Source organism: Tenacibaculum sp. 190524A02b (genome assembly GCF_964036645.1).
GTDB classification, from domain to species: domain Bacteria; phylum Bacteroidota; class Bacteroidia; order Flavobacteriales; family Flavobacteriaceae; genus Polaribacter; species Polaribacter vairaonense.
This window is the reverse complement of the sequence record NZ_OZ038525.1, coordinates 3,089,388-3,115,799: the sequence shown is the minus strand read 5'-3', so window position 1 is coordinate 3,115,799 and position 26,412 is coordinate 3,089,388. Positions and strand designations below refer to the sequence as shown.

Annotated in this window: 23 protein-coding genes; 19 read left to right on the top strand and 4 right to left on the bottom strand. The window is 32.3% G+C overall.

Annotation, left to right across the window (positions count from 1 at the left end; genetic code table 11):
• Positions 1 to 41: 41 nt before the first annotated feature.
• Positions 42 to 2,096, bottom strand: coding sequence for a methionine--tRNA ligase (gene metG, locus ABNT65_RS12805; RefSeq protein ID WP_348745995.1), 2,055 nt, complete (start codon positions 2,094 to 2,096; stop codon positions 42 to 44).
• Between the two features lie 121 nt (positions 2,097 to 2,217).
• Here metG and ABNT65_RS12800 point away from each other — a divergent pair, with 121 nt between their 5' ends.
• A complete protein-coding gene (locus ABNT65_RS12800; protein WP_412766869.1) occupies positions 2,218 to 3,201 on the top strand; it encodes a S66 peptidase family protein in 984 nt (327 codons plus the stop codon).
• Positions 3,202 to 3,207: 6 nt separating this feature from the next.
• Complete coding sequence (locus ABNT65_RS12795) at positions 3,208 to 3,567, top strand: YraN family protein (RefSeq protein ID WP_348738317.1); 360 nt, start codon at positions 3,208 to 3,210, stop codon at positions 3,565 to 3,567.
• A 216-nt stretch (positions 3,568 to 3,783) separates the two neighbouring features.
• Here the strand turns inward: ABNT65_RS12795 and ABNT65_RS12790 are convergent, their stop codons facing one another.
• Together ABNT65_RS12790 and ABNT65_RS12785 are read right to left on the bottom strand one after the other, a co-directional pair.
• On the bottom strand, positions 3,784 to 5,157 hold the full coding sequence (locus ABNT65_RS12790; protein WP_348745993.1) for a TlpA disulfide reductase family protein: 1,374 nt from the start codon (positions 5,155 to 5,157) through the stop codon (positions 3,784 to 3,786).
• 192 nt (positions 5,158 to 5,349) lie between these two features.
• Positions 5,350 to 5,691 (bottom strand): hypothetical protein, encoded by a 342-nt coding sequence (locus tag ABNT65_RS12785; protein ID WP_348703636.1) that lies wholly within the window; start codon positions 5,689 to 5,691, stop codon positions 5,350 to 5,352.
• Between the two features lie 117 nt (positions 5,692 to 5,808).
• Here ABNT65_RS12785 and ABNT65_RS12780 point away from each other — a divergent pair, with 117 nt between their 5' ends.
• A complete protein-coding gene (locus ABNT65_RS12780; RefSeq protein ID WP_348745992.1) occupies positions 5,809 to 6,336 on the top strand; it encodes a CvpA family protein in 528 nt (175 codons plus the stop codon).
• A 12-nt stretch (positions 6,337 to 6,348) separates the two neighbouring features.
• Here ABNT65_RS12780 and ABNT65_RS12775 read toward each other — a convergent pair whose 3' ends face one another.
• Positions 6,349 to 6,711 carry an SPOR domain-containing protein gene (locus ABNT65_RS12775; RefSeq protein WP_348703639.1) on the bottom strand — a complete coding sequence of 121 codons (363 nt, stop codon included), beginning with the start codon at positions 6,709 to 6,711 and terminating at the stop codon, positions 6,349 to 6,351.
• Between the two features lie 216 nt (positions 6,712 to 6,927).
• On the opposite strand from ABNT65_RS12775, the gene ABNT65_RS12770 reads away from it, so the two are divergent.
• The 16 genes from ABNT65_RS12770 (at position 6,928) to speB (ending at position 26,393) form a co-directional block, all read left to right on the top strand.
• Positions 6,928 to 8,223, top strand: a complete 1,296-nt coding sequence (locus ABNT65_RS12770) for a c-type cytochrome (RefSeq protein WP_348745991.1) — start codon at positions 6,928 to 6,930, stop codon at positions 8,221 to 8,223.
• Positions 8,224 to 8,254: 31 nt separating this feature from the next.
• Complete coding sequence (locus tag ABNT65_RS12765; RefSeq protein WP_348745990.1) at positions 8,255 to 11,422, top strand: TAT-variant-translocated molybdopterin oxidoreductase; 3,168 nt, start codon at positions 8,255 to 8,257, stop codon at positions 11,420 to 11,422.
• Between the two features lie 23 nt (positions 11,423 to 11,445).
• Complete coding sequence (gene nrfD, locus ABNT65_RS12760) at positions 11,446 to 12,846, top strand: NrfD/PsrC family molybdoenzyme membrane anchor subunit (RefSeq protein WP_348703646.1); 1,401 nt, start codon at positions 11,446 to 11,448, stop codon at positions 12,844 to 12,846.
• Entirely contained in the window at positions 12,836 to 13,363 is a 528-nt protein-coding gene (locus tag ABNT65_RS12755; RefSeq protein WP_348703648.1) for a DUF3341 domain-containing protein, read from the top strand. Before nrfD ends, ABNT65_RS12755 begins: the two co-directional genes overlap by 11 nt.
• An 11-nt stretch (positions 13,364 to 13,374) precedes the next feature.
• Positions 13,375 to 13,920 (top strand): cytochrome c, encoded by a 546-nt coding sequence (locus ABNT65_RS12750; protein WP_348745989.1) that lies wholly within the window; start codon positions 13,375 to 13,377, stop codon positions 13,918 to 13,920.
• A 21-nt stretch (positions 13,921 to 13,941) separates the two neighbouring features.
• Positions 13,942 to 15,333, top strand: coding sequence for a quinol:cytochrome C oxidoreductase (locus tag ABNT65_RS12745; RefSeq protein ID WP_348745988.1), 1,392 nt, complete (start codon positions 13,942 to 13,944; stop codon positions 15,331 to 15,333).
• 35 nt (positions 15,334 to 15,368) lie between these two features.
• Positions 15,369 to 16,379, top strand: coding sequence for a cytochrome c oxidase subunit II (locus ABNT65_RS12740; RefSeq protein WP_348703652.1), 1,011 nt, complete (start codon positions 15,369 to 15,371; stop codon positions 16,377 to 16,379).
• 32 nt (positions 16,380 to 16,411) lie between these two features.
• Entirely contained in the window at positions 16,412 to 18,184 is a 1,773-nt protein-coding gene (locus ABNT65_RS12735) for a cbb3-type cytochrome c oxidase subunit I (protein ID WP_348738303.1), read from the top strand.
• Between the two features lie 112 nt (positions 18,185 to 18,296).
• The gene (locus ABNT65_RS12730; RefSeq protein ID WP_348745987.1) at positions 18,297 to 19,484 is read left to right on the top strand and encodes a hypothetical protein; all 1,188 of its coding nucleotides are present in this window, start codon (positions 18,297 to 18,299) and stop codon (positions 19,482 to 19,484) included.
• Position 19,485: 1 nt separating this feature from the next.
• Positions 19,486 to 20,355: a mechanosensitive ion channel family protein gene (locus tag ABNT65_RS12725; protein WP_348703655.1), complete on the top strand. Its 870-nt coding sequence runs from the start codon at positions 19,486 to 19,488 to the stop codon at positions 20,353 to 20,355.
• 96 nt (positions 20,356 to 20,451) lie between these two features.
• Positions 20,452 to 21,474, top strand: coding sequence for a Holliday junction branch migration DNA helicase RuvB (gene ruvB, locus ABNT65_RS12720; protein ID WP_348703657.1), 1,023 nt, complete (start codon positions 20,452 to 20,454; stop codon positions 21,472 to 21,474).
• 60 nt (positions 21,475 to 21,534) lie between these two features.
• Entirely contained in the window at positions 21,535 to 23,265 is a 1,731-nt protein-coding gene (locus ABNT65_RS12715; protein ID WP_348738301.1) for a solute carrier family 26 protein, read from the top strand.
• A 15-nt stretch (positions 23,266 to 23,280) separates the two neighbouring features.
• Entirely contained in the window at positions 23,281 to 24,690 is a 1,410-nt protein-coding gene (locus ABNT65_RS12710; protein WP_348745986.1) for an MBL fold metallo-hydrolase, read from the top strand.
• Between the two features lie 7 nt (positions 24,691 to 24,697).
• Complete coding sequence (locus ABNT65_RS12705; RefSeq protein ID WP_348703664.1) at positions 24,698 to 25,075, top strand: rhodanese-like domain-containing protein; 378 nt, start codon at positions 24,698 to 24,700, stop codon at positions 25,073 to 25,075.
• Between the two features lie 2 nt (positions 25,076 to 25,077).
• Positions 25,078 to 25,344: a heavy-metal-associated domain-containing protein gene (locus ABNT65_RS12700; protein WP_348745985.1), complete on the top strand. Its 267-nt coding sequence runs from the start codon at positions 25,078 to 25,080 to the stop codon at positions 25,342 to 25,344.
• Between the two features lie 275 nt (positions 25,345 to 25,619).
• On the top strand, positions 25,620 to 26,393 hold the full coding sequence (gene speB / locus ABNT65_RS12695) for an agmatinase (RefSeq protein ID WP_348745984.1): 774 nt from the start codon (positions 25,620 to 25,622) through the stop codon (positions 26,391 to 26,393).
• The last annotated feature ends 19 nt before the right edge of the window (positions 26,394 to 26,412 follow it).

The following is a 26,412-nucleotide window of genomic DNA, read 5'->3' as shown; positions in this document are numbered from 1 at the left end:
GTTTTTTTTTGAGGGAGCCTAAAAAGGCTCCCTTTTTATGTTTAGGCAATAAATTCACCATTTTTAACTTTTTCAGAAGGTTGAACAAATGCCAATTTACCATCAGGAGTATCAGTCATTAAAATCATTCCTTGGCTTTCGACACCTCTTAGTTTTCTTGGAGCTAAATTACAAAGTACACTTACTTGTTGTCCAATAATATCTTCAGGCTTAAAGCTTTCAGCAATACCAGATACAATAGTGCGTTTGTCAATGCCTACATCAACAGTAAGTTTTAATAACTTTTTAGTTTTAGCTACTTTTTCAGCTTCTAAAATAGTTCCAACCCTAATATCTAATTTGGTGAAATCATCAAATTGAATAGTGTCTTTTTGAGGCTCTACAACTTTGTTTGCTGCTTCGTTGGCTTTTTTGGTAGCTTCTAATTTTTCCAATTGAGCAACAATAGTTTTATCTTCGATTTTTGAGAATAACAATTCTCCTTTATTTATTTGATGATTAGCTGAAAGTAATACTTTTTGTTTAGATATGTAATCCCAGTTTAATGCATCATTAATTACTAAAATTGATTTTAATTTAGATGAAGTAAACGGTAAGAACGGTTCAGATAAAACCGCTAAACCAGCTGCTATTTGTAGTGCTACATACATAATGGTTTTTACACGTTCTTCATCTTCTTTAATAACCTTCCAAGGCTCTTCATCTGCTAAGTATTTGTTCCCTAATCTGGCTAAATTCATCATTTCTTGTGACGCTTCTCTAAAACGATAACGTTCTATAGATTTAGCTATAATGTTTGGGAATTCTTTTAGTTGTGCCAAAGTATCTTCATCTACTTCAGAAAACTCTCCTGGTTCAGGAATTATTCCATTATAGTATTTGTTAGTTAAAACAACTACTCTATTGATGAAGTTTCCAAAAACAGCAACTAATTCATTATTGTTTTTAGCTTGGAAATCTTTCCATGTAAAATCATTGTCTTTACTTTCTGGTGCATTTGCAGTTAAAGTATAGCGTAATACGTCTTGTTGGTTAGGAAACTCTTCTAAATATTCATGTAACCATACCGCCCAGTTTTTAGAAGTAGATAATTTATTACCTTCTAAATTTAAAAACTCGTTTGCAGGAACATTTTCAGGTAAAATATAATCGCCATGTGCCTTTAGCATAGCGGGGAAAATAATACAATGGAATACAATATTATCTTTACCAATAAAATGTACCAGTTTTGTATCATCTTTTTTCCAGTAATCTTCCCAGTTTTTCCCAGCTTGTTCTGCCCATTCTTTAGTAGATGAAATATATCCAATAGGCGCATCAAACCAAACATATAATACTTTTCCATCAGCACCTTCAACTGGCACAGGAATTCCCCAGTCCAGGTCACGAGTAACGGCTCTTGGGCGCAGACCATCATCGATCCAAGATTTTACTTGACCAAGAACATTTGGCTTCCAATCATTTTTATGACCGTCTAAAATCCATTCTTTTAAAAATTCTTCGTGTTTATCTAAAGGTAAAAACCAATGTTTTGTTTCTTTTAAAGTCGGAACATTTCCAGTAATTGCTGATTTAGGATTGATTAAATCCGTTGCATTATGGCTAGTTCCACATTTTTCACATTGATCTCCATAACTTTCTTCGTTACCACATTTAGGACAAGTTCCTATAACAAAACGATCTGCTAAATATTGGTTAGCTTCTTCGTCATATAACTGTTCGGTAACTTCTTCAATAAAATCACCATTTTTATATAGTTTTTGAAAGAACTCAGAAGCAGTTTCATGATGAATAGGAGCGGAAGTTCTTGAGTAATTGTCAAAAGAAATACCAAAATCTTTAAAAGATTTTTTGATAATTCCATGATACTTGTCAATAATATCTTGAGGAGTGACACCTTCTTTTTTAGCACGCATTGGAATAGCAACGCCATGTTCATCAGAACCACAAATGTAGGCTACATCTTTACCTGTAGCACGTAAGAATCGAGCATAAATATCAGCTGGAACATAAACTCCTGCTAAATGACCTATATGAATAGGGCCGTTGGTATAAGGTAATGCTGCTGTAATGGTATATCTTTTAGGTGTACTCATTGTTTTATACTAAAATTAAAGCGCAAAAGTACGAAAAAGCTATTTTTTAAACTGTTATAAAATGGGTACATTTACTTTTTACAGTTTTTACCAATTTTAACATTAAAAACAGAAATCTATGATGAAAAAAAGAAACATACTTTTGGTTTTTATAATGATGATTTCATCAATGTTTTCAAAAGCTCAAACTATGAAGTTAGTAACGCCGCCTTATTTACAAAAAGGAGATACCGTAGCATTAGTGGCTCCGGCTGGAATTTTAAAGAATAGGAAAAATGTAATAGATAAGGCTAAACAATTATTAGAAGATTGGGGATTAAAGGTTGTGTATGGAAAACATATGTTTAATCAAGGAAATCATTTTGCAGGAACAGATGATGAGCGTTGTCAAGATTTTCAGGAGGCAATGGATAATCCAAATGTTAAAGCTATTTGGTGCGCACGGGGAGGTTATGGTTCTGTAAGAATATTAGATAAATTAGATTTTTCAAAGTTTAAAGATAGTCCTAAATGGGTAATAGGGTATTCTGATATAACGGCATTTCATAACCATATTCATAACTTAGGAATAGAAACTTTACATGCTATGATGGGAACAAGTATGCAGGATAAAAAGGAGGATATTCCTCATACAATCTCAACGTTTAAAAAAGCATTATTTGGAGAGAGGTTAAGTTATGAGATTACTCCGTCTAAATACAATAGAAAAGGAAATGTTTCTGGTGAGCTAATAGGAGGAAATATAGCAATATTGACATCTATGTTAGGCTCAGAGAGTCAAATGTCAACAGAAGGTAAGATTTTATTTATTGAAGAAATAGGTGAGTATAAGTATAGCATAGATAGAATGTTGCAAAGTTTGAAAAGAGCAGGGTATTTTACAAAAATTAAGGCGGTAGTTGTTGGTGATATGACAAAAATTAAAAAAAATACGACCCCTTGGGGAAGCTCTATAAAACAGTTAATACTAGAAGTATTGCCTAAGAATATACCAGTACTATTTGATTTCCCTGCAGGACATGAACCAGATAATAGAGCGTTGATTATGGGAAGAAATGTTGAGTTAGAAATAAAAGATCAAGAGTCAAAATTGATTTTTAAATAATCATCTATGGCTGAGCACAATGAATTAGGAAAGAAAGGAGAAGAGTTGGCAGAGGAGTTTTTAAAGAAAAACGGATTTAAAATTCTTGAAAAAAATTACCGTTTTCAAAAAGCTGAAATTGATATAATTGCTTTGAAAAATGATATACTTTCAGTGGTAGAGGTAAAAACACGTTCTTCTAGTTACTTTGGAAATCCTCAGGATTTTATTAGCACTAAAAAAATAAAACTATTAGTCAGTGCAATTAATGAATATATAGAAAGTAAAGATATAGATGTAGAGGTACAATTTGACATTATAGCTATTGTGTGTATGAATAAAAAACATACAATAGAGTATATTGAAGACGCTTTCTTGTATTTCTAAAGCGGTTTTAATACAAAATAGCTCAATTAAACTGACTCTTTTTAATTAATATAAAATAAAACAGAAACTGTAGTTCGGTTATACTTTAGTTTCTTGCTTCATCTAATCCTCAATTAAACTACTTTTATTTTGAGTGTGATTTATATCAGAAATGGTGTTAAAAGCAAAAAGAGCTAAGCTAAGCTTAACTCTTTTTTGTAAAATGGTGATTATTTTTTATTTTAAGTTCTTGAAAAATTGTTGAACATCCTTAACAGTATTAGGTACTGCAATTATTTTTTTATTGGCATCTAATACAAAATAAGTAGGTGTTGCATCAATCTTGTACTTTTTTACTATTTCGTTATCAAACTTATAGGTAGGATGCGTACCAATTACATTGTGCCATCCTGGAAGTTTTTGTTTAAATTTATTAAACTCAACATCATTATCTTCAATTGCAAATGAAATTACAGAAGTATTTGAGAAACTTTGCATGAAGCTATGAACTTCAGGAATCTCTTTTACACAGTGAGGACAAGCAGTACTCCAGAAAATCATCAAATAATATTGCTTCTCATTTAAGGTAGATAATCTATAATCTTTACCATTTTCTTTCCATGAAAAGTCAGGAGCAGGTCTACCAACAGATACACTTAATTGATCTAATTTTTTAGCTTTAAAAGAGCTATCCTTATTTGATAGTTTGTCATAATATTCACTAAACAACCAGTCTACAATTTCAGAATTTCTTCTTTCAGCATAGGTATTTACTAAAAACTCAAGAATTTCTTTTTTTACTCTTTTGTTACCAATAATGTCCATTACTCTGTTAATAGATTTCTTGTACAACTCTTGCTGAGTTATTTGATCTTCAGAAGAGTTTAAGTAGAAAACATAGTCATTAACACGGTCAACTAAAAAAGATGATTGGTATAAAGTTTTATTGTCAAAATTTACAAACTTAAAGAAGTTATCCATGGTTGAAGACATGTAGTCTGGCATATTATCAATAATACTACTTGGATTGTAACGCTGCGAAGCCTTAATGAATTCATGAGTTAACATTCCTTCGGACTTGTTTTCGTATAACTCTTGTAAATCCTCTAAGTTATTAAGTTCTTTTTTATAAGCTCTTTTAGTGTCTTTTGCCAAAGTTTTTAAATACTCCATTTGAAGAGAGTCTATCTTTTTTTGGATAAGAGCATAAGCTTCAAGATACTCATTGTATAACTTATTTTCTCTAGAACTTGTAAAAACTACAGATTGATCTGGGAATTTAGGGTTGAAGATAAATTCAACATTTTCTTTGTTAAAAAGGAAGTCAACAAATCCAGCACCTTTATTTCTGTAAGTTGCGCGATAAACACCAGATTCTGCATTTTTAGGGAGTTCTAAAGAGAATTTACCTAAAACTTGTTTATCTCCGCCAACATTAACAGTATCAAATTTAATAGTAGTGTTGGCAATGTATTTTGGGGTAACACCTTGAAGTTTATGAAGCATAACCCAATCTCCTTTATCAGGAGGAGTCATGGTACCTCTAACAGAGTATTGAGCATTTGCTATTGAGGTTACTAAAACTATCAGGCTCATTAATTTTTTCATCATAATGTTTTGATAAAGTTATTATTAAGGGTTAAAACGTTTTGTTTGTTGTTTCTATTTCAAGAAGTGTACCAAAAATGTAAATTCTTTTAGAACTAAACAAAAAAGAACGTTATTTGCCAGTAAATATATAACAGTTTATTAAAATAACAAGACGTTTTATAGTTACTTATAAAGGAAGGTACAAAAAAGGCTTTATAAAAAGTCTAAAGACTCAAAATAATTGATAATAGCTTCTTTTATTAAAACAGATTGTTCTCCAGGTTTTAAACTAGGTAATTCATTAACTGTTTTATAATGTGGCCAGCCGTCATCATCAAAATAGTCAAATTCATAATAACCATATGGTTCTAAAAGCTTACATATTGCTATATGCATTAAATTGATTTTCTCATCTTTCTTAAAGCTCTGATGTCCTTTGCCTAATTCTTGTACACCTATTAAATATAGTATACCATCCACATCTATAGTGTCACCATCAGCAAACTGAGAAGAAAGTTTTTCTAAAATAAGTTCCCACTTTTCTTTTAACTCCATCTTTTTATCCGTTATTTTATAAAAGCAACAAAGATACAAACGAGTTAGTTATATTTGTGTAAGAATAAAAATTCTGCTACTGCTTTATAACTTAATAATTAAAGAAAATTAAAAAAAATGGGGACATTTGATATCATTATTGCAGCTTTATTGCTGTTTGGTTTTGTACGAGGGTTGATGAAAGGGTTGTTTGTTGAAGTTGCTTCTTTAGTAGCATTAGTAGCGGGTGTTTACGGAGCTATACATTTTTCGTATTTTATAGGTGACTGGCTTAAAAATAGTGTAAGCTGGGATGAAAAATATATTTCTTTAGCTGCCTTTGCAGGTACATTTGTGGTAATAATAATTGTAATTGCCTTATTAGGAAAAGTGTTGACTAAAATTGCTGATTTTGCTTCTTTAGGAATTTTAAATAAAATACTTGGAGGTGTATTTGGGGCTTTGAAAATAGGCTTGATATTAAGTGTGTTGTTTATATTCTTTGGAAAAATGAATAATACAATCCCTTTTGTAAGTCAGGAAAGTTTAGATGAATCTATTTTGTATAAGCCCGTAAAAAAAATTGCTCCCACTATATTTCCATCTATAATTAAAGATGAAGAAAAGAAGAAGCAAAATTCTGATATGGATAACCAATCAGTATAGTTTTGTTGTTAATTACATAGGTATCACGATGGCACCAGAAAATTTTTCACGTATCTTATTTAAAGCTCTATCAGCATCTAAACGTGTTTTAAAATAACCAACTTGAATTTTCCATTCAGGACTCTTGTAAGCTAGGTGTGTGCTGATATCAGGAAACTCTAATTGGAATCGGTGTTTAATGCTTTTGGCTCTTTTTTCTAAACCATTGTACAACTGAATTCTAAATCCAGTTTTATTAGTTTTATTATATTCTCTCTTTTTCTCTATCAATTTATGAATAGCTTTTGTATCTTTATAATTAGATTGAGCTATACTATTAATAGTGAAGCTTATAAAAATGAATAAGAAAAAGAATATTTGATGTTTACTTTTCATAAGTGACTTTGCTTTTTACAAAAGTAACGACTTGTTAAATAATACATTGTTCACAAGTGTTATTTAGAATAGATATAAATTACAAATTAGGAAACTCTTAACATTTCACAATTTAGACAGAAGTAGTACTTTTGTGCAACTTTCTGTAACCTGTTTTTAAAGTAAAGTTACAGAAAAAATTGTACCAAAATAGATACAAAATTTATATTTTATAGTATGAAAAGTGTGAAACATCACAGTAAATCAACTCAAACACTCTTACAGAGTTTAGCTTTCTTTTTAATCTTTTTACTAAGTTTTTCTGCCTATTCACAAGATGTAGATGAGGCACGTCAAAAAGAAGGGAAAAAATTATTTAAGTCTCTTTGTGCTTCATGTCATAAGTTAGATAAGAAGCTAGTTGGGCCTGCTTTAGGTAAGGTTGAAGATAGAAGAGGAAATGATTGGTTAAAAGCATGGATTAAAGATAATGCTGCTTTGAGAGCATCTGGAGATAAGGATGCAATCGCTATTTATGATGAGTACAAAGGGTCAAACATGACTGCTTTTCCTCAGTTAACTGATAAGAATATTGATGATATTCTATATTATACGACTGTTGGGGAAATTGTAAAGACTCCTCCTCCTGGTTCAGGTTCAGATGGTAGTAATGGAGGTGGTAATGGCGGTCCAAAATGGTTAATTTACATTTTAGCAGCAGCTATAATTGTAGCGTTTTTAATTATTGCTAGTTTATTAAAAACAATTAGTGAGTTAAAAGGAGCGCCAAAAACCCCAGGTTTATTAGGGCAGTCTGCTGAGTTGTGGCAAGGAATTAAAAAGAATACATTTTTACATGTGTTGTTTGTGATTTTTGGAGCATTAATGACGGCGTATGTATTGTTCGGTACGTTATTTAAAGTTGGTGTTGATGAAGGGTATCAGCCAGTACAGCCAATTGCGTTTTCACATAAAGTACATGCTGGAGACAATAAGATTGAGTGTCAATACTGTCACTCAGCGGCTAAACATAGTAAGCACTCAGGAATTCCTTCTGTAAATGTTTGTATGAACTGTCATAAGAATATTTCTGAAGTAGCCGATGGTTTACAGGTAGAGCACGATGGAGTGAAGTTAGGTAAAAAGCAATTAGATAAAGAGATTGCTAAAATATATGAAGCTGCTGGTTGGGATGCTGAAAAATTAGAATATACAGGGAAAACTAAACCAGTAAAATGGATTAGAGTACATAATTTACCAGATTTTGCGTATTTCAATCACTCACAACACGTAACAGTAGCTGGAGTGAAGTGTCAAAAGTGTCATGGTCCTGTAGAGGAGATGGATGAAGTATACCAACATTCACCATTAACAATGGGTTGGTGTATTGATTGTCACAAGGAAACTAAGGTTGACTTGAAGGGGAATGAGTACTACGCTAAGATTCATAAAGAATTAGCGAAGAAGTACGGTGTAGAGCAAGTGACAATTGCGCAGTTAGGAGGAAAAGAGTGTGGTAAGTGCCACTATTAATCAATTAGAAAGTAGAAAAACACGTATATAAATGGCTTCAAACAAAAAATACTGGCAAAGTGTTGAAGAACTTAAAGAAAGTTCCGTTGTTGAAACGCTACGTAGTCAAGAGTTTGTACAAGAAATTCCTACTGGTGAGTTTTTAGGAGATAAAGAAACTTTAGAAAACACATCAACTTCACGTAGAGATTTTTTAAAGTATGTTGGATTTACCACAGCAGCCGCTTCGTTAGCAGCATGTGAAGGTCCAGTAAGAAAATCAATTCCTTATGTAGTACAACCTAATGATATTGTTGTAGGTGTTGCGGATTGGTATGCAACTACTATTGCTGATGGTTTTGATTTTGCAAATGTGTTAGTTAAAACACGTGAGGGGCGTCCAATTCAAATTATGCCAAACAAAGAGGCAGGAGGAGAGACCAATGCACGTACACAAGCATCTGTTTTATCATTATATGATGAAAGGTTGCGTTTAAAAGAACCAAGAAAAGGAGAAACTCAAATAACTTGGGCGAATGCTGATAAAGAAATTATCGCAAAACTAAATCAGCTAAAAACTGCAAATGCTCCTGTAGTGTTATTAACAGGTACATTGGCAAGTCCATCTACTGAAAAGGTAATTGCTGATTTTGTAGCAGCATACCCTAATATTAAGCATGTTGTTTATGATGCAATTTCTGAAAGTGCTTCTTTAGATGCTTTTGAAACAATGTATGGAAAACGTGCTTTACCAAATTATGACTTTAGTAAGGCAGAAGTTATAGCTTCAATTGGTGCTGATTTTATTGGAGATTGGCAAGGAGGTTATGAAAAGTCTTATACAGATGGACGTAGAGTTGAGACAGGTAAAATGTCTTATCATGTTCAAATAGAAGGTAACATGTCCTTGACAGGGTCTAATGCAGATAAGAGAATTGTTGCGAAGCCATCTGATCAAGTATATGCACTTTTAAATTTATATAATGCCATTGTTGGAGGTAATTTACCTTCTAAAGCTACAGCATTTGATGCTGAGATTAAAAAGTTAGCTATTGATCTTAAAAAAGCAGGTTCAAAAGCAGTAGTAGTAACTGGAATTAATGATAAAAATGCACAGTTATTAGCTTTAGCAATCAACAAAGCATTAAATAGTGAAATTTTAGATACTAAAGCAGTTAACTTAACACGCCAAGGTAACGATGCAGAAGTAGCTAAGTTAGTAGCTGATATGAAATCAGGAAACGTTAAAGGTTTAATTACTTATAATGTAAACCCTGTTTATACATTAGCAAATGCCGCTGATTTTAAAGCTGGTTTAGCTAAATTGTCACTTTCTGTAGCAATTGGAACTCAAAACGATGCTACAGCAAATGCATCACAATATACATTACCAGCTCCTCATAACTTAGAAAGCTGGGGAGATGTAATGACTACTAATGGTGTATATAGTTTAATGCAGCCTACTATTCAACCTTTATTTAATACACGTCAATTACAAGATACGTTATTAAAATGGTCTGGAGGAGCAAAGAACTATTACGATACGTTAAAGGAGTTTTGGGCAACCAATGTTTTAGGCGGAAAGTCTTGGAATCAAGCTTTACATGATGGATTCTTTAAGCCTGAAGTAGTTGTTGAGGAAGTAGAAGTGCCTAAACAAGAAGAAACTGAAGAAACAGTATTTGATATTGTAGCAGTAGCAAACGGATTAGTAGCTTCTGTTAAGTCTTCTGGATTTGAATTAAAATTATATTCATCAACAGCATTAGGAGACGGTAAGCAAGCCAATAACCCTTGGTTACAAGAGTTGCCAGATCCTTTAACCAGAGCTTCTTGGGATAATTACTTAACTATGTCTATGGCAGATGCTAAGAAGTTAGGTTTTGCAAATCCAGTAAAAGATAACGGAGCTATTGATGGTAATTATGCTAAGGTAACTGTAAACGGAGTAGCTTTAGAGAATGTACCAGTAATGATTCAACCAGGTCAAGCACCAGGGTCGTTAGGATTAGCTTTAGGGTATGGTAGAAAGCAAGGATTAAAAGAAGAAATGCAAGTAGGTGTAAACGCCTATTCATTATATAAAAACGGAAACAATGTTCAATACAATGTTTCTATAGAAAAAACTTCAGGATGGCACAAGTTTGCTTGTATGCAAGTACAAAGTACACTTGCTGGGCGTCATGATATTTTAAGAGAAGCTTCTTTAAAAGAAGTAAATAATAAATCATTAGATCCTAAACATACTTGGAATAAGCCTTTCATGGTTTCATATGATCACCAAGAAACAGAAGGAAGTAAAATTGATTTATGGGATGATCATGATAGAAGTATTGGACACCATTTTAATTTATCTATTGATTTAACATCTTGTACAGGTTGTGGGGCGTGTGTAGTAGCATGTCATGCAGAAAACAATGTTCCAGTTGTTGGTAAAGATGAAGTAAGAGTTGGTAGAGATATGGCTTGGTTACGTATTGATCGTTACTATTCTTCAACTGTTGAAGACAGACAACACGATAAGAAGCAAGCTAAAATAACATTAGAAGAGTTTAAGAAGCAAAACCCTAATGTACCAAATCAAGAAGTTGAGAGACTTTATACTGAGAAGGTATTAGGTTTAAGTAGAGGTGATTTATTTGATGCGTTAGAAAACCCAGCAGAGAACCCTCAAGTTGCTTTTCAACCAATGATGTGTCAGCACTGTAACCATGCACCATGTGAAACAGTATGTCCTGTAGCGGCAACATCTCACGGTCGTCAAGGTCAAAACCACATGGCATATAACCGTTGTGTAGGTACACGTTATTGTGCAAACAACTGTCCATATAGAGTACGTCGTTTCAACTGGTTTAACTATGCAGAAAACGAAGAATTTGACTTCAATATGAATAATGAGTACGGAAAAATGGTGTTAAACCCAGACGTAGTTGTTCGTTCAAGAGGAGTTATGGAAAAATGTTCTATGTGTATTCAAATGACACAAGCTACTATCTTAAAGGCTAAGAAAGAAGGTAGAGCAGTTAAGAAAGATGAATTCCAAACGGCTTGTTCTCAAGCTTGTTCTACAGGAGCAATGGTGTTTGGTGATGTGAACAATTCAGAAGATGCAGTAGCGCATTTAAAAGAAGATAGAAGAGCTTTCCACGTGTTAGATTACATCGGTACAAAACCAAACGTAGTGTATCAAGTGAAAGTAAGAAATACAAACGAAGCTTAATTAAAATTATAAGAAAATAGATTATGTCGTCTCATTACGAATCATCTTATAGAGAACCTTTAATACTTGGTGAGAAATCTTATCATGATATTACTGAGGATATAGCTAGACCTATTGAAGGAAAAGCAAACAAAAATTGGTATATAGCATTCTATATCGCTTTAGCAGCAATGTTATGGGGATTTGGATGTATCTTCTACACCGTAGGAACTGGTATTGGTGTATGGGGATTAAGTAAAAACATTGGTTGGGCATGGGATATTACCAACTTCGTATGGTGGGTAGGTATCGGTCACGCTGGTACATTAATTTCTGCAGTACTTTTATTATTCCGTCAAAAATGGAGAATGGCAATTAACCGTTCTGCGGAAGCGATGACTATTTTTGCGGTATTCCAAGCAGGTTTATTCCCAATTATTCACATGGGACGTCCTTGGAATGGATACTGGGTATTACCAATTCCAAACCAATTCGGATCATTATGGGTTAACTTTAACTCGCCATTACTATGGGATGTATTCGCAATTTCTACGTATTTATCGGTATCATTAGTGTTCTGGTGGACTGGTTTATTACCTGACTTTGCAACGATACGTGATAGGGCAGTAAAGCCTTTCCAAAAGAAAATTTACGCTTTATTATCTTTTGGATGGTCTGGTAGAGCTAAAGATTGGCAACGTTTTGAAGAAGTATCTTTAGTATTAGCAGGTTTAGCTACACCGTTAGTACTTTCTGTACATACTATTGTATCGTTTGACTTTGCTACTTCTGTAAACCCAGGATGGCACTCAACAATTTTCCCTCCATACTTCGTTGCAGGGGCAATTTTCTCAGGATTTGCAATGGTACAAACGCTTTTAGGGGTGATGCGTAAGGTAACAAACTTAGAAGCATATATTACACGTTTACACGTAGAGTATATGAATATTGTAATCATCTTAACAGGTGGTATTGTAGCCGTAGCTTATGCAACAGAATTCTTTATAGCATGGTACACCGGTTCTCCTTATGAGAATTATACATATTTATCATTTGGAGCAGAAGCAGGAGCATATGGATGGGCATTCTGGTCGTTAATGATATTCAATATCATCATTCCACAAATCTTATGGGTTAAGAAATTAAGAAGAAGCTTTATTGTATCTTTCTTAGTATCTATTGCAATTAACATTGGTATGTGGTTTGAGCGTTTTGATATTATTGCAATTGTATTAAGTAAAGGACAATTACCTTCTACATGGTGGCGTTTTGAGCCTACATTTGTAGATGTAGGTATATTCATTGGAACTATTGGATTCTTCTTTGTATTATTCTTATTATATGCAAGAACTTTCCCAGTAATTCCTACTGCAGAGGTAAAAACAATCTTGAAATCATCAGGAGAGAACTTTAAAAAATTAAGAGACGAGAACAATGAGCACTAATAAAGTAATTCACGCATTATATAATGATGATGATATCTTAATGGATGCCGTTAAGAAGGTTAAAGCCGAGCATCATCATATTGAAGAGGTTTTTACTCCTTTTCCAGTTCACGGATTAGATAAAGCAATGGGGTTAGCACCAACCCGTTTAGCTATTACAGCATTCTTATACGGAATTACAGGTACAGCGGTAGCTACTTGGTTAACTTGGTATACTATGATTGCTGATTGGCCGCAAGATATTGGTGGAAAACCAAGTTTTTCTTGGGCTACTAATATGCCAGCATTTGTGCCAATTTTATTTGAATTAACAGTATTCTTTGCAGCACACTTAATGGTAATTACATTTTACATGCGTAGTAAAATTTGGCCATTTAAAAAAGCTGAAAATCCAGATCCAAGAACAACAGATGATCATTTCTTGATGGAAATAGCTGTTCATGGAAATGAAGATGAATTAAAGTCTTTATTAGAAACAACAGGAGCTGTAGAAATTAACGTAGTAGAAAAGCATTAATTAAGGATAGTATGAAAAGTTTAAAAATAGTTTTAACTTTAGTAGTAATTGCAAGTATAATTTCTTGTAATAACAAAAGAACTCCACAAGTTCAATACATGCCAGATATGTACGTATCTGTTCCTTATGATGCAAATGGAGTAAAATCTGCTGGTGGTGTTGTAGTAAACAGAGAACCAGTTGCTGGTACAGTTAGTAGAAATGGTATAGTTGCTTATGATATTCCTGATACAAATGAGGGATATGAAAAAGCAAAATTAGAATTAAAAAATCCTATAGACTCTACAGAAGCGAACTTAGCAAAAGGAAAAGAGTTATACGGAATTTACTGTGCTGCATGTCATGGAAAGAAAGGGGATGGTAATGGAATTTTATCTCAAAGAGATAAATTTAATGGAATCCCTAATTATAAGGACAGAGATTTAACACCAGGTAGTATTTATCATGTGATTATGTATGGTAAAAACTTAATGGGATCTCACGCATCACAACTTAGATATAACGAGCGTTGGCAAGTTGTACAATACGTTGAAAAATTAAGAAGCGAATTAAAATAAATCTATATAGATATTTAAGATATGTATCAGTTTACAGGAAAATTAAAAATATTTGCGCTGGCTTTAATGGTAATAGGTTTGTTAGGTACTGTATATAATTTTGTAACTGCACCTAGTACTTTAGAGGAAGCAAAAGAGATTTTAGCAAAACAACATGATGCACATGGTTCACATGGTGATTCTCATGGTACATCACATGATAAAGCTTCTGATCACGGAAAATCTCATGATACAGCTCATGCCAATGACAATCATGACGCACATGCAGAGCATGCATTTCATCAAATGCAAAACAGACCTTGGTCTGCTTTTTACGTAGCAATGCTTTTCTTCTTAGGAATTAGTTTGTTAGTAATGGCTTTTTATGCAGCACAAAGAGTAGCACAGGCTGGTTGGTCTGTAGTACTATTTAGAGTAATGGAAGCAATTTCAAGTAATATACACTATGTAAGTGTTTTTATGTTACTATTTATTGTATTAACCGTAATGCATAAAAACCACTTATTCCCATGGATGGCTGAAGGCGTATTTGACCCTCAAAGTCCAAATTACGATGCAATTGTTGATCGTAAGAGCTGGTGGATGAATGTACCAGGATGGGCAATGAGAGGTGTATTCTATTTATTAGGATGGAATGTTTTTAGATTTATTATAAGAAAGAAATCATTACAACAAGATAACGGAGATTTAAAATTACACAAAAACCTTTATAATATTAGTGTTGGTTTTGTAGTATTCTTCATGATTACTGAATCTATGATGTCTTGGGACTGGATTATGGGGATTGACCCTCACTGGTTCTCTACATTATTTGGATGGTATGTATTAGCTACTTTATTAGTATCTGCATTAACAGTAATAGCTATTGTTACTATTTACTTAAGGGCTAAAGGAGCTTTACCATTTGTAAATGACAGTCATATTCACGATTTAGCAAAGTTTATGTTTGGTTTTTCTGTATTCTGGACTTACTTATGGTTTGCTCAGTTTATGTTAATATGGTATGCAGATATGCCAGAAGAAACCACTTATTTTGTTCAACGTTTTCACGAGTATAAAGTACCATTTTTAGGAATGGTTGTATTAAACTTCATTTTCCCTGTATTGTTATTAATTAACAGTGACTTTAAGAGTATTCCTTGGTTAGTAGTATTAGGAGGTGTAGTTATATTAGTAGGTCATTATGTAGATTTATTTGTAATGATTATGCCAGGAACAGTTGGAGGTCAATGGGGATTCGGAATTGGTGAAATAAGCGGAATATTATTCTTTATAGGATTGTTTATCTTCGCAACTTTTAATGCATTTGCAAAAGCAAGTCCATTAGCAAAAGGAAATCCATTCCTTCATGAGAGTGAAACACACCATTACTATATCATCGAACATAGAGGAGAAGATAGTAATCATCATTAATAAATAAAATAATAATAAATAATAGTTTAGATATTATGCTCGCTTTATTTTACATTTTTATAGCAGTTGCAATAGGAGTTAGCTTTTGGCAAATAACTCGTATAATGAATTTTCGTTCTGTAATTGCTACAGATAAAGACAATGATATACAAGGTAAAATATCATTAGGTTTCCTTGCATTTTTATATGCAATGATGATTTACTGCTTAATAGCAATGAATGTTATAATGTTACCTGAGTCTGCCTCTATAGAAGGAGAACATGACGATAATTTATTCGATATAACGTTTTGGCTAATTGGAATTGTTCAATTCGCTATGCAGTTTTTAATCTTTTACTTCTCTTACAAGTATAGAGGTAATAAGAATAACAAAGCGTTGTTTTATGCAGATAGTCATAAATTAGAATTGTTATGGACTACTATTCCTGCAGTAACAATTGTTTTGTTAATTGGATATGGGTTATGGCAATGGAATAACGTAATGTATGTTGGAGATGATGAAAATCCTATTGTAATTGAGGTATATTCTCAACAGTTTAGATGGGATGCTAGATATGCAGGTGCAGATAATGAATTAGGTTTAGGAAATGTTAATTTTATTAAAGGAATTAACACTATGGGGGTTGATATGTCAGACCCAAATGCTAAAGATGATAAGCAGGTAACTGAATTATATTTACCAAAAGGTAAAAAAGTATTATTTAAGTTCCGTTCGCAAGATGTATTGCACTCAGCTTATATGCCTCACTTTAGAGCGCAAATGAACTGTGTGCCTGGTATGGTAACCCAGTTTGCATTTACACCTAAATTTACTACTGAAGAAATGCGTAAAAACCCTGAGGTAATTGCAAAAACTAAAGGGATAAACAAAATCAGAGCTGCTAAAGGTGAAGAGGAACCATATGAATTTAATTACTTATTATTATGTAATAAAATTTGTGGAGCTTCTCACTATAATATGCAAATGAAAATTACTGTTGTAGAAGAGGCTGAATACAAAAAGTGGTTATCAGAACAAAAAACATTAGCTCAAGTTATTAAATAAGATATTTATAAATTAGATATAAAGTATAGATTATGTCAGATCATCATCACCACAAAGAAACATTTGTAACGAAATACATTTTCAGTACAGACCATAAAATGATTTCAAAGCAATTCTTGATAACAGGAATGTTTATGGGAATTATTGGAGTGTTTATGTCAATGTTATTCCGTTTACAAATAGCATGGCCAGAAAAATCATTTTCTATTATAGAAGCATTTTTAGGACATCATCAAACAGATGGAGTAATGAATCCAGATATGTACTTAGCATTGGTAACAATACATGGTACAATTATGGTATTCTTTGTATTAACAGCTGGTTTAAGTGGTACATTCTCAAACTTATTAATTCCGTTACAAATTGGAGCACGTGATATGGCTTCAGGATTTTTGAACATGGTATCTTACTGGTTGTTCTTCTTATCTTCAGTAGTAATGGTTATTTCATTATTTGTTGAAGCAGGGCCAGCATCTGCAGGGTGGACAATTTATCCTCCTTTATCTGCTTTACCGCAGGCTATTCCAGGTTCAGGTACAGGTATGACGTTATGGTTAGTTTCTATGGCAATCTTTATTGCATCGTCATTAATAGGTTCATTAAACTACATCGTTACAGTTTTAAACTTACGTACAAAAGGAATGAAAATGACAAGATTGCCTTTAACAATGTGGGCTTTCTTTATTACAGCAATTATTGGTGTGATTTCGTTCCCTGTATTATTATCAGCAGCATTATTATTAATATTTGATAGAAGTTTTGGTACTTCTTTCTACTTATCTGATATATTCATTTCAGGAGAAGTATTACATTATCAAGGTGGTTCACCAGTATTATTTGAACACTTATTCTGGTTCTTAGGTCACCCAGAGGTATATATCATTTTATTACCAGCATTAGGTTTAACATCGGAAATTATATCAACAAATGCACGTAAGCCAATTTTTGGATACCGTGCGATGATTGGATCTATAATGGCAATCGCATTCCTTTCTACAATTGTATGGGGACACCATATGTTCATCTCTGGAATGAATCCATTTTTAGGTTCTGTATTTACATTTACTACGGTATTAATTGCAATTCCTTCGGCTGTAAAAGCATTTAACTATGTAACTACACTATGGAAAGGAAACCTGCAAATGAATCCAGCTATGTTATTCTCTATCGGATTAGTATCTACATTCGTAACTGGAGGTTTAACAGGATTAGTTTTAGGAGATTCAGCATTAGATATTAACGTTCATGATACTTATTTCGTAGTGGCGCACTTCCACTTAGTAATGGGAGTGTCTGCATTATTTGGAATGTTTGCAGGAATCTACCATTGGTTCCCAAAAATGTACGGTAGGATGATGAACAAAACATTAGGATATTGGCATTTCTGGATTACTATAATTTCTGCGTATGGAGTATTCTTCCCAATGCACTTTATTGGATTAGCAGGTTTACCACGTCGTTATTATACAAACTCAAACTTTCCAATGTTTGATGATTTAGCAGACATTAATGTGTTTATGACTGTTATGGCTATTATTGGTGGATTAGCGCAGTTAATATTCTTAGCAAACTATTTCATCTCAATCTATAGAGGCCAAAAAGCCACTCAAAACCCATGGAATGCTAACACATTAGAATGGACAACACCAGTAGAACATATTCACGGAAACTGGCCAGGAGCTATTCCAGAAGTTCACAGATGGGCTTATGATTACAGTAAGACTGATGAGAACGGTGAATATTTACACGGTAAAGATTTTGTTTTACAGACAACACCATTATTAGAAGGCGAAGAGCCATCATAATAATTAGAACATAAAATAACTACTAAGAGTCTTCCAAATATTGGAAGACTTTTTTTATGGAATTATTTCCCAATAGGATTGATTATCTTAGCCTAACAAAAAATCAAAATCAATGTCATTTTCAGAAAAACTGAAAGGGATAAAGAATGTAGTTTATAAAGTACTCGATATAAAACTTCAATCAGAAGCAGCTATTATAGAGGAAGCTGAAGAAAGAAATGAACTTCCAGAAGAGTATTTAGAAAGATTTACATTATATCCATTACAAAATAAAGATACCTTAAAAGGGAGAGAAAGTGGTTTGTTAAGTTTAGAAAGAGCTTATGAAAACTGGAAAATAATAAAAGCGCCCGTATTGGTAGTTACACATCCAGGGGAAGGGGCAACTTCTTTATTGCACGCAAGTACTTATATTTATCCATCGGCTAAAATTTTGGAGACTTATGAACCTATTGATAGTTACCAAAGCTTAGTTACTATACTCCAAAAATATTTACAACTTGAAGGTGATTATAAAACCTTAAATGATTTGAGAGAATATATTATTAATAATGTTGAAGAAGAAGTAATCATTGTTGAAAATATAGAACGGCTTTTTATGAGAAAAATTAATGGATTTAATCTATTAGAGGACTTTCTATTATTCTTACACGCTACCAAAAAAAATATTTTTTGGATAATTTCAGCTAATAAATATTCTTTTTATTACTTAAATAGAGTTAAATTTTTTGCCTCTAATTTTCCATATATCATTAGACTTAATCCAATAGAAGATGAGTTGTTAAAAGAAGAAATAATGTCTAGAAATGCAGGTTATGATATTATTTATCTAAAACCTAATGACATGACTAGAAAAGTTGAAAATCAATTAAAGAAAGTCACTAAAGAAGAAAGGCAACAATTATTAGAGGAACTATTCTTAAAAAAATTATACAGCTTTTCTAAAGGAAATATATCTAAAGCAATATTATATGCAAGAGATTCTGCCTATAAAGTCAAAGATAAAACAGTATATATAAAACCATATGTCTCAAAGGAAATTGAAGATTTAAATTTGAGTGATTTATTTACGTTAGAAGCTATCTTTCAGCATAGGGCTTTAACAATTCAGGAGTTAAATGTGGTTTTAAGAAATACCAATAGAACAAGTAGATTAACAATAGAAAAATTATTAGAAAAAAACCTAATTAGACCCGTACAAAATAGCAAAAAACAAACAATACAATATCGAATTAATTTAATGTATTTAGATGCATTAAAAGATAGATTAAGAGAACGTTTAAATAGAAATATTAAATAAAATGAAGAAATTAATAAATTACTTAGTTCTATTTATAACTAGTATTGGATATGCACAGCAAGAAACAGTAGAAGACGTACAAAAAAATGTAGGTGAAACTATCAATAATGCTAAAGACATTATATCATTTACTAAAATACTTACCATTTTAGTAGTATTATTATTAACATGGGGATTAATAAAATTACTAAACTGGTTCTTCAAGAATATGGTGAAGAATTTTAATCGTCATAGATTAAAGATTTTAAGAATACAACCAGTAGTAAATATTTTGGTATGGACATTAGCAATTTATACCTTAATCATGACCCTTTTTAATCCGTCAGCAGAAGCAATATATGCATTAATGGGGTCATCTGCATTAGCATTAGGGTTCGCAATGCAGGATATTTTAAAAAATGTATTTGGAGGCTTGTTAATTATACTGGATAGACCTTTTCAGATAGGAGATAGAATCAATATAAAAGGGAATTACGGAGAAGTGGTAAATATTGGTCTACGTAATACACAAATTAATACGTTAGATGATAATTTAGTGACTATACCAAATTCAGCTATTATTTCAGATAATATCTCCAATGCTAATTCTGGGGCTTTAGATTGTATGGTAGTGGTTAATTTATGGTTGCCTTTAAATGTAAACGTAAGTAAAGTAAGGAAAATAGCGAATGAAGCAGCTATTACATCTAGATACCTAAATATAGACAAACCTGTAACCATTCTATTTTTTGACCATTTCAGCAATCATCCAGCAACAAAAGTAGTAGTAAAGGCTTATGTTTTAGATGCGCGTTATGAAAAGTTATTTGAAGCAGATGTAACAGAAGCTGCTAAAAAAGCATTTATGGAAGCAGGGATTTATCAGAAATAGACAACTTTAAAACGAAGTAAATTGTTGGATAACTCTTTGTACTTCGTAACTTTTATCACAAACTAAACGTTTTATTTGAAGTATATTTGTAAACGTATGAATGAGCATTTAAATCCAGAAAATACAAATTATTCAAACGAAGAAATGGATGTAGAAAAAAAACTACGTCCGCTTAGTTTTGATGATTTTACCGGTCAAGAACAAGCTATTGAAAATCTTAAAATATTTGTTGAAGCTGCAAATCAAAGAGATGAAGCTTTAGATCATACATTATTCCATGGACCTCCAGGGTTAGGAAAAACCACATTAGCACATATATTAGCTAATGAATTAAATGCAGGTATTAAAGTAACTTCTGGGCCAGTGTTAGATAAGCCGGGAGATTTAGCAGGTTTATTGACTAATCTTGATGAAAGAGATGTACTATTTATAGATGAAATTCATCGATTAAGTCCTATTGTAGAGGAATATTTATATTCTGCAATGGAAGACTTTAAAATTGATATAATGATTGAGTCTGGACCTAATGCACGTACTGTACAAATTAACTTAGAGCCATTTACTTTAGTTGGAGCAACCACCCGTTCGGGATTATTAACGGCTCCAATGAGAGCCAGATTTGGAATTAGTAGCAGACTACATTATTACTCAACAGAATTACTTAGTACTATTTTACAACGTAGTGCTTATATATTAAAAGTTCCAATATCAATGGAAGCAGCCATTGAAATAGCTGGAAGAAGTAGAGGTACACCACGTATAGCAAATGCTTTATTAAGAAGAGTAAGAGATTTTGCACAAATAAAAGGAGATGGTAAAATTACCATTGAGATAGCAAAATACGCTTTAAAAGCATTGAATGTTGATGCTCATGGTTTGGATGAAATGGATAATAAAATTCTAACGACTATTATAGATAAATTTAAAGGAGGACCAGTAGGAATTACAACGCTAGCTACAGCCGTAGCTGAAAACGCTGAAACTATTGAAGAAGTATATGAGCCTTTTTTAATTCAACAAGGTTTTATTATGCGAACCCCAAGAGGAAGAGAAGTGACTGATTTAGCCTATAAACATTTAGGAAGAATAAAAGGAACAAGGCAAGGTGAGTTATTTTAAGAGTAGAAGATAATAATGAGAAAATTTTCTAAGTTTTACCCCAGAACTTAAAAAAGAAACGTGAAGCTAGTTAAAAAGTTAATACCAATTTTAGAGTGGCTACCAAGCTATCAAAAATCACAATTACAAGGTGATGTTATAGCAGGGATAACTGTAGCTATTGTTTTAATACCTCAAGGTATAGCTTACGCTTTAATTGCAGGGTTGCCACCTATTTACGGATTGTATGCTGCATTAATGCCACAGTTGATGTATGCAATTTTCGGATCCTCACGCCAAGTAGCTATTGGACCAGTAGCGATGGATTCGTTAATAGTAGCTACTGGAGTATCAACATTGGCTTTAACAGGTTCTGAAAGTTATATTGCCATAGCTATTTTATTAGCTTTGATAGTAGGAATTATTCAATTATTGATGGGAGTTTTTCAGTTAGGTTTTGTAGTAAATTTTTTATCTAGACCTGTAATATCTGGGTTTACTTCAGCTGTAGCTTTAATTATTGGATTAAATCAGTTTAAAAATTTATTAGGAGTTGATTTTTTACAAAGCGATCAAATTCATATTCTCTTAGAAGATATTTTTGGCAGAATACAATTTTACCATAAAAAAACAACCATTATAGGTCTAATAGCTTGCGCTATAATAATAGTACTTAGAAAAATAAATAGAAAAATTCCAAACGCATTAGTTGTAGTTGTTTTTGGAATTACCGTAGTTAAATATTTTGGAGACTTTTGGTCAGGAGTAGCTATAGTTAAAGATATTCCTTCAGGTTTACCTGGATTTTCAGTCCCAACTATTGATATAGCTTTGGTAAAAGAATTAATGCCAATAGCCTTAACTTTAGTAATGGTTGGGTATTTAGAAACAATTTCTATAGGAAAAACACTAGAATCACAACAAGATGAATATAGAATTAGGCCTAACCAAGAATTAATAGCTCTTGGGTTAAGTAATATGGTTGGAGCATTATTTAAATCGTATCCTTCAACATCAAGCTTTTCAAGATCTGCAATAAATGCTGAAGCAGGAGCAAAAACAGGAATGTCAGCGCTTATATCAGTGGTGTTAGTAATACTTACGTTGTTGTTTTTAACACCAGTATTTTATCATTTACCTAAAACTATATTAGCGGCTATTATTGTAGTTGCAGTATTTAATTTAGTAAATATAAAAGAGGCCAAAAGGTTATGGAAAGCAAATAACTTAGATTTTTGGCTACTGATAGTTACCTTTTTAGCAACCTTGTTTTTAGGTATTGAATATGGAATTATAACAGGAGTAGGATTGTCTTTAGTATTATTAATATTTAGAACATCAAGGCCGTATGTAATAGAATTAGGAAAGGTACCTGATTCTGATTTTTATAGAAACAAGAACAGGTTTAAAGAAGTTATTATAGACAAAGAAGTATTGGTGTTTAGATTTGATGCACAGCTTTTTTATGCTAATGCTAGTTATTTTAGAGATAAACTAGAAGAAATGGCAGAAGAAAAAGGAGAAGATTTAAAACTTATTGTATTAGATGCAGAGAGTATAAATAGAGTGGATAGTACTGGGGTAGAAATGTTGAAAGAAAGAATAAAGTATTTTAAAAAGAAAGGAGTCACATTTTTCTTCGCAGGAGTAAAAGGGCCAGTAAGAGATGCGCTTTTTAGAGGAGGAATGTTAGAAGTGGTAGGGTTAGATCAGTTTTTTATGAGAGCTAATGGCGCCGTTCACTTTTTTAAAACAGGGGATAATTTAAATCAAAAAAAATACGCACAATACATACATCAGGCGTACCAATAAAACAATAATAACATTATGAAGATAGAGCAAATTTATACAGGGTGCTTAGCGCAAGGAGCTTATTATGTTGAAAGTAAAGGAGAAGTAGCAATTATAGATCCACTTAGGGAAGTAAAGTCGTATATAAATACAGCAAAAGAAAATAATGCTACTATTAAATATATTTTTGAAACACATTTTCATGCTGATTTTGTAAGTGGACATGTAACACTAGCAGAAAAAACAGGAGCTACTATTGTATATGGACCAACAGCCACAACAAAGTACAAAGCACATATAGCAAAAGATAAAGAAGTATTTAAAATAGGGGATATAACGATAACAGCATTGCACACTCCTGGGCATACAATGGAAAGTACAACCTATTTACTAAAAGATAAAAATGGAAATAACCATGCTATTTTTAGTGGAGATACTTTGTTTTTGGGAGATGTGGGAAGACCAGATTTAGCCCAAAAAGCAGCCGATTTAACTCAGGAAGAACTTGCAGGTTTACTATTTGATAGTTTACGTACTAAAATTATGACTTTAGAAGATCATGTAATCGTATATCCAGCGCATGGAGCTGGATCAGCTTGCGGTAAAAACTTGAGTAAAGAAACGGTAGGAACTATAGGTGAGCAAAAGAAAACTAATTATGCGTTAAGAGAAAATATGTCAAAAGAGGAGTTTGTAAAAGAGGTAACGGATGGCTTATTACCTCCACCAGAATATTTTCCACTCAATGTAAAAATGAATAAAGAAGGGTATCAATCTATAGATGATGTATTAAAAAATGGAGCACAAGCATTATCAGTTGCAGAATTTGAGAAAAAAGCAAATGAACATGAGGTTGTTATTCTAGATGTAAGACATCAATCTGAATTTATTAAAGGATTCATTCCTCAGTCAATTTTTATAGGCCTAGGAGGTACATTTGCGCCTTGGGTTGGTGCTTTAATAAAAAATGTAGAACAACCTATTTTATTAATCACGCCTAAAGGAGAAGAAGAAACAACCATTACAAGATTATCTAGAGTAGGTTTTGATAATGTTCTAGGATATTTAGAAGGTAGTTTTGAGGCTTGGAGAGAAACAGATAAAGAAGTAGATACCTTAGTCTCTGTACAAGCTAATCAATTACAAGAAGCGATTAAAAATAACGCGATTGTTTTTGATGTACGTAAGCCTGGAGAATATGAAAATGAACATATTGTAGATGTACCAAATACACCTCTAGATTTTATTAACAAACACATTAATGAGTTTCCTTTAGATAAAGATTTTTATTTGCATTGTGCTGGAGGTTATAGGTCTGTTATTGCAGCTTCAATATTAAAAGCAAGAGGATATCACCATGTTATAGATGTAGCAGGAGGCTATAAGGCAATTAAAGAAACTACAATTGAAAGAACAACAACAGTTTGTCCATCAACATTAAAATAAGTAGATTATGAAGTATTTAAAAATAATAGCAGCAGTTTTTTTTACGGTGTTTTCAATAGCATGTCAAACCCAATCTAAAGAAATAGAAAATATTACGGTTACTGATTTAAAAACCTTATTAAGTAATGGAGATAACATTCAATTAGTAGATGTAAGAACACCTAAGGAATGGGAAGGAGGAATTATACAAAATGCAGAAAAAATAGATGTTACTGCTACTGATTTTGAAGCAAGAGTATTACATACTTTAAATAAAGAAAAACCAGTATATTTATACTGTAGATCAGGAGGAAGGAGTTTAATAGCGGCTGAAACTTTAGTTAAAAACGGGTTTAAGGTATATAATGTAGAAGGAGGCTATACAGAATGGAAACAAAAGAAATAGAGATGATACAAGAAATATATATAGAAAATTTAAAATGTGGAGGATGTGCTACAACCATAAAAAAAGGGTTAGATAGTATTGAAGGAATTAATGAAGTGGTAATAAATGTAGAACAATCATTAGTAACCTTTGTGTCAGAAGCGAATCACTTAATATTAGCTAAAGAAAAATTATCAAAATTAGGCTATCCTGAAGCTGGTGATAAAAATACAATACTTCATAAAGCTAAATCTTTTGTTAGCTGTGCCACAGGTAAAATGAATAGTTAACTTATAATCTTTATTACCTGTGCTTTTTTTGTTTATACTGTTTAAAAAGAGTATATTATAACTATAAAAAAGGCTTGTGTTTTTAATATAGTATTTAATTTTACCCTAAAGTTTCTTGTAATATGCAGGAAGGTTTCGGGTATTACCAAATTTGTAGTTGCAATATGCAGAAAGACTTTAAGTATTTTAACTTATAGAGTTAGTAAGAAGAGCCTTTTGAGAAAAATTAGGATAGTTTTAGTAAATAAAACAGTATAAAAATAACCATTTTAGTAATGACCAATGTAAGTATCCAAGGAATTCCATTTGATGAGAATTCATCCTATCAAAAAGGACATAAGTTAGCCCCAAAACTAATAAGAGAAGCGTTAAATAGTGGCTCAATGAATTTATATGCTGAAAATGGAAGTTCTATTGAAGGTTATTTAAATGGAGATAAAGGTGATTTTGATATTGAATCATATTTTGATATTGAAAAAATAACTGAACAGAATTTGAAGCAAGGAGATAAGCTTTTTACATTAGGAGGAGATCATTCTATAACGTATCCTATTTTAAAAGCATTGCATAAAAAATACCCAAAGTTAGATATTCTTCATATTGATGCCCATGCTGATTTATACGATAATTTTGAAGGAAATTTATATTCACACGCTTGTCCTTTTGCTAGAATTATGGAAGACAAACTAGCAGAAAGATTAGTGCAAGTAGGAATAAGAACATTAAATCCACATCAAGCAGACCAAGCTGCTTTGTTTAATGTTGAAATTCATACTATGAAAGATTGGGATATTAGTAAGTTGCCTAAGTTTGAAAACCCTTTATATATATCTTTAGATATGGATGGATTTGATCCTGCTTTTGCACCAGGTGTTTCCCATCATGAACCAGGAGGTTTTACTTCAAGGCAAGTCATTGAAATTATACAAAGTATAGACGCTGAAATAGTAGGAGCAGATATTGTAGAGTATAACCCTACTAAAGACTTTCAAAACATGACGGCTTTTTTAGCTGCAAAAATGATGAAAGAGATTTTGGTGAAGATGTAAAAAATATTTTATTAAAGTT

Coding starts and splice junctions, on each gene's coding strand:
- metG (WP_348745995.1), bottom strand. CDS start 2,096: ATGAGTACACCTAAAAGATATACCATTACAGCAGCATTACCTTATACC.
- ABNT65_RS12800 (WP_412766869.1), top strand. CDS start 2,218: ATGAAAAAAAGAAACATACTTTTGGTTTTTATAATGATGATTTCATCA.
- ABNT65_RS12795 (WP_348738317.1), top strand. CDS start 3,208: ATGGCTGAGCACAATGAATTAGGAAAGAAAGGAGAAGAGTTGGCAGAG.
- ABNT65_RS12790 (WP_348745993.1), bottom strand. CDS start 5,157: ATGATGAAAAAATTAATGAGCCTGATAGTTTTAGTAACCTCAATAGCA.
- ABNT65_RS12785 (WP_348703636.1), bottom strand. CDS start 5,691: ATGGAGTTAAAAGAAAAGTGGGAACTTATTTTAGAAAAACTTTCTTCT.
- ABNT65_RS12780 (WP_348745992.1), top strand. CDS start 5,809: ATGGGGACATTTGATATCATTATTGCAGCTTTATTGCTGTTTGGTTTT.
- ABNT65_RS12775 (WP_348703639.1), bottom strand. CDS start 6,711: ATGAAAAGTAAACATCAAATATTCTTTTTCTTATTCATTTTTATAAGC.
- ABNT65_RS12770 (WP_348745991.1), top strand. CDS start 6,928: ATGAAAAGTGTGAAACATCACAGTAAATCAACTCAAACACTCTTACAG.
- ABNT65_RS12765 (WP_348745990.1), top strand. CDS start 8,255: ATGGCTTCAAACAAAAAATACTGGCAAAGTGTTGAAGAACTTAAAGAA.
- nrfD (WP_348703646.1), top strand. CDS start 11,446: ATGTCGTCTCATTACGAATCATCTTATAGAGAACCTTTAATACTTGGT.
- ABNT65_RS12755 (WP_348703648.1), top strand. CDS start 12,836: ATGAGCACTAATAAAGTAATTCACGCATTATATAATGATGATGATATC.
- ABNT65_RS12750 (WP_348745989.1), top strand. CDS start 13,375: ATGAAAAGTTTAAAAATAGTTTTAACTTTAGTAGTAATTGCAAGTATA.
- ABNT65_RS12745 (WP_348745988.1), top strand. CDS start 13,942: ATGTATCAGTTTACAGGAAAATTAAAAATATTTGCGCTGGCTTTAATG.
- ABNT65_RS12740 (WP_348703652.1), top strand. CDS start 15,369: ATGCTCGCTTTATTTTACATTTTTATAGCAGTTGCAATAGGAGTTAGC.
- ABNT65_RS12735 (WP_348738303.1), top strand. CDS start 16,412: ATGTCAGATCATCATCACCACAAAGAAACATTTGTAACGAAATACATT.
- ABNT65_RS12730 (WP_348745987.1), top strand. CDS start 18,297: ATGTCATTTTCAGAAAAACTGAAAGGGATAAAGAATGTAGTTTATAAA.
- ABNT65_RS12725 (WP_348703655.1), top strand. CDS start 19,486: ATGAAGAAATTAATAAATTACTTAGTTCTATTTATAACTAGTATTGGA.
- ruvB (WP_348703657.1), top strand. CDS start 20,452: ATGAATGAGCATTTAAATCCAGAAAATACAAATTATTCAAACGAAGAA.
- ABNT65_RS12710 (WP_348745986.1), top strand. CDS start 23,281: ATGAAGATAGAGCAAATTTATACAGGGTGCTTAGCGCAAGGAGCTTAT.
- ABNT65_RS12705 (WP_348703664.1), top strand. CDS start 24,698: ATGAAGTATTTAAAAATAATAGCAGCAGTTTTTTTTACGGTGTTTTCA.
- ABNT65_RS12700 (WP_348745985.1), top strand. CDS start 25,078: ATGATACAAGAAATATATATAGAAAATTTAAAATGTGGAGGATGTGCT.
- speB (WP_348745984.1), top strand. CDS start 25,620: ATGACCAATGTAAGTATCCAAGGAATTCCATTTGATGAGAATTCATCC.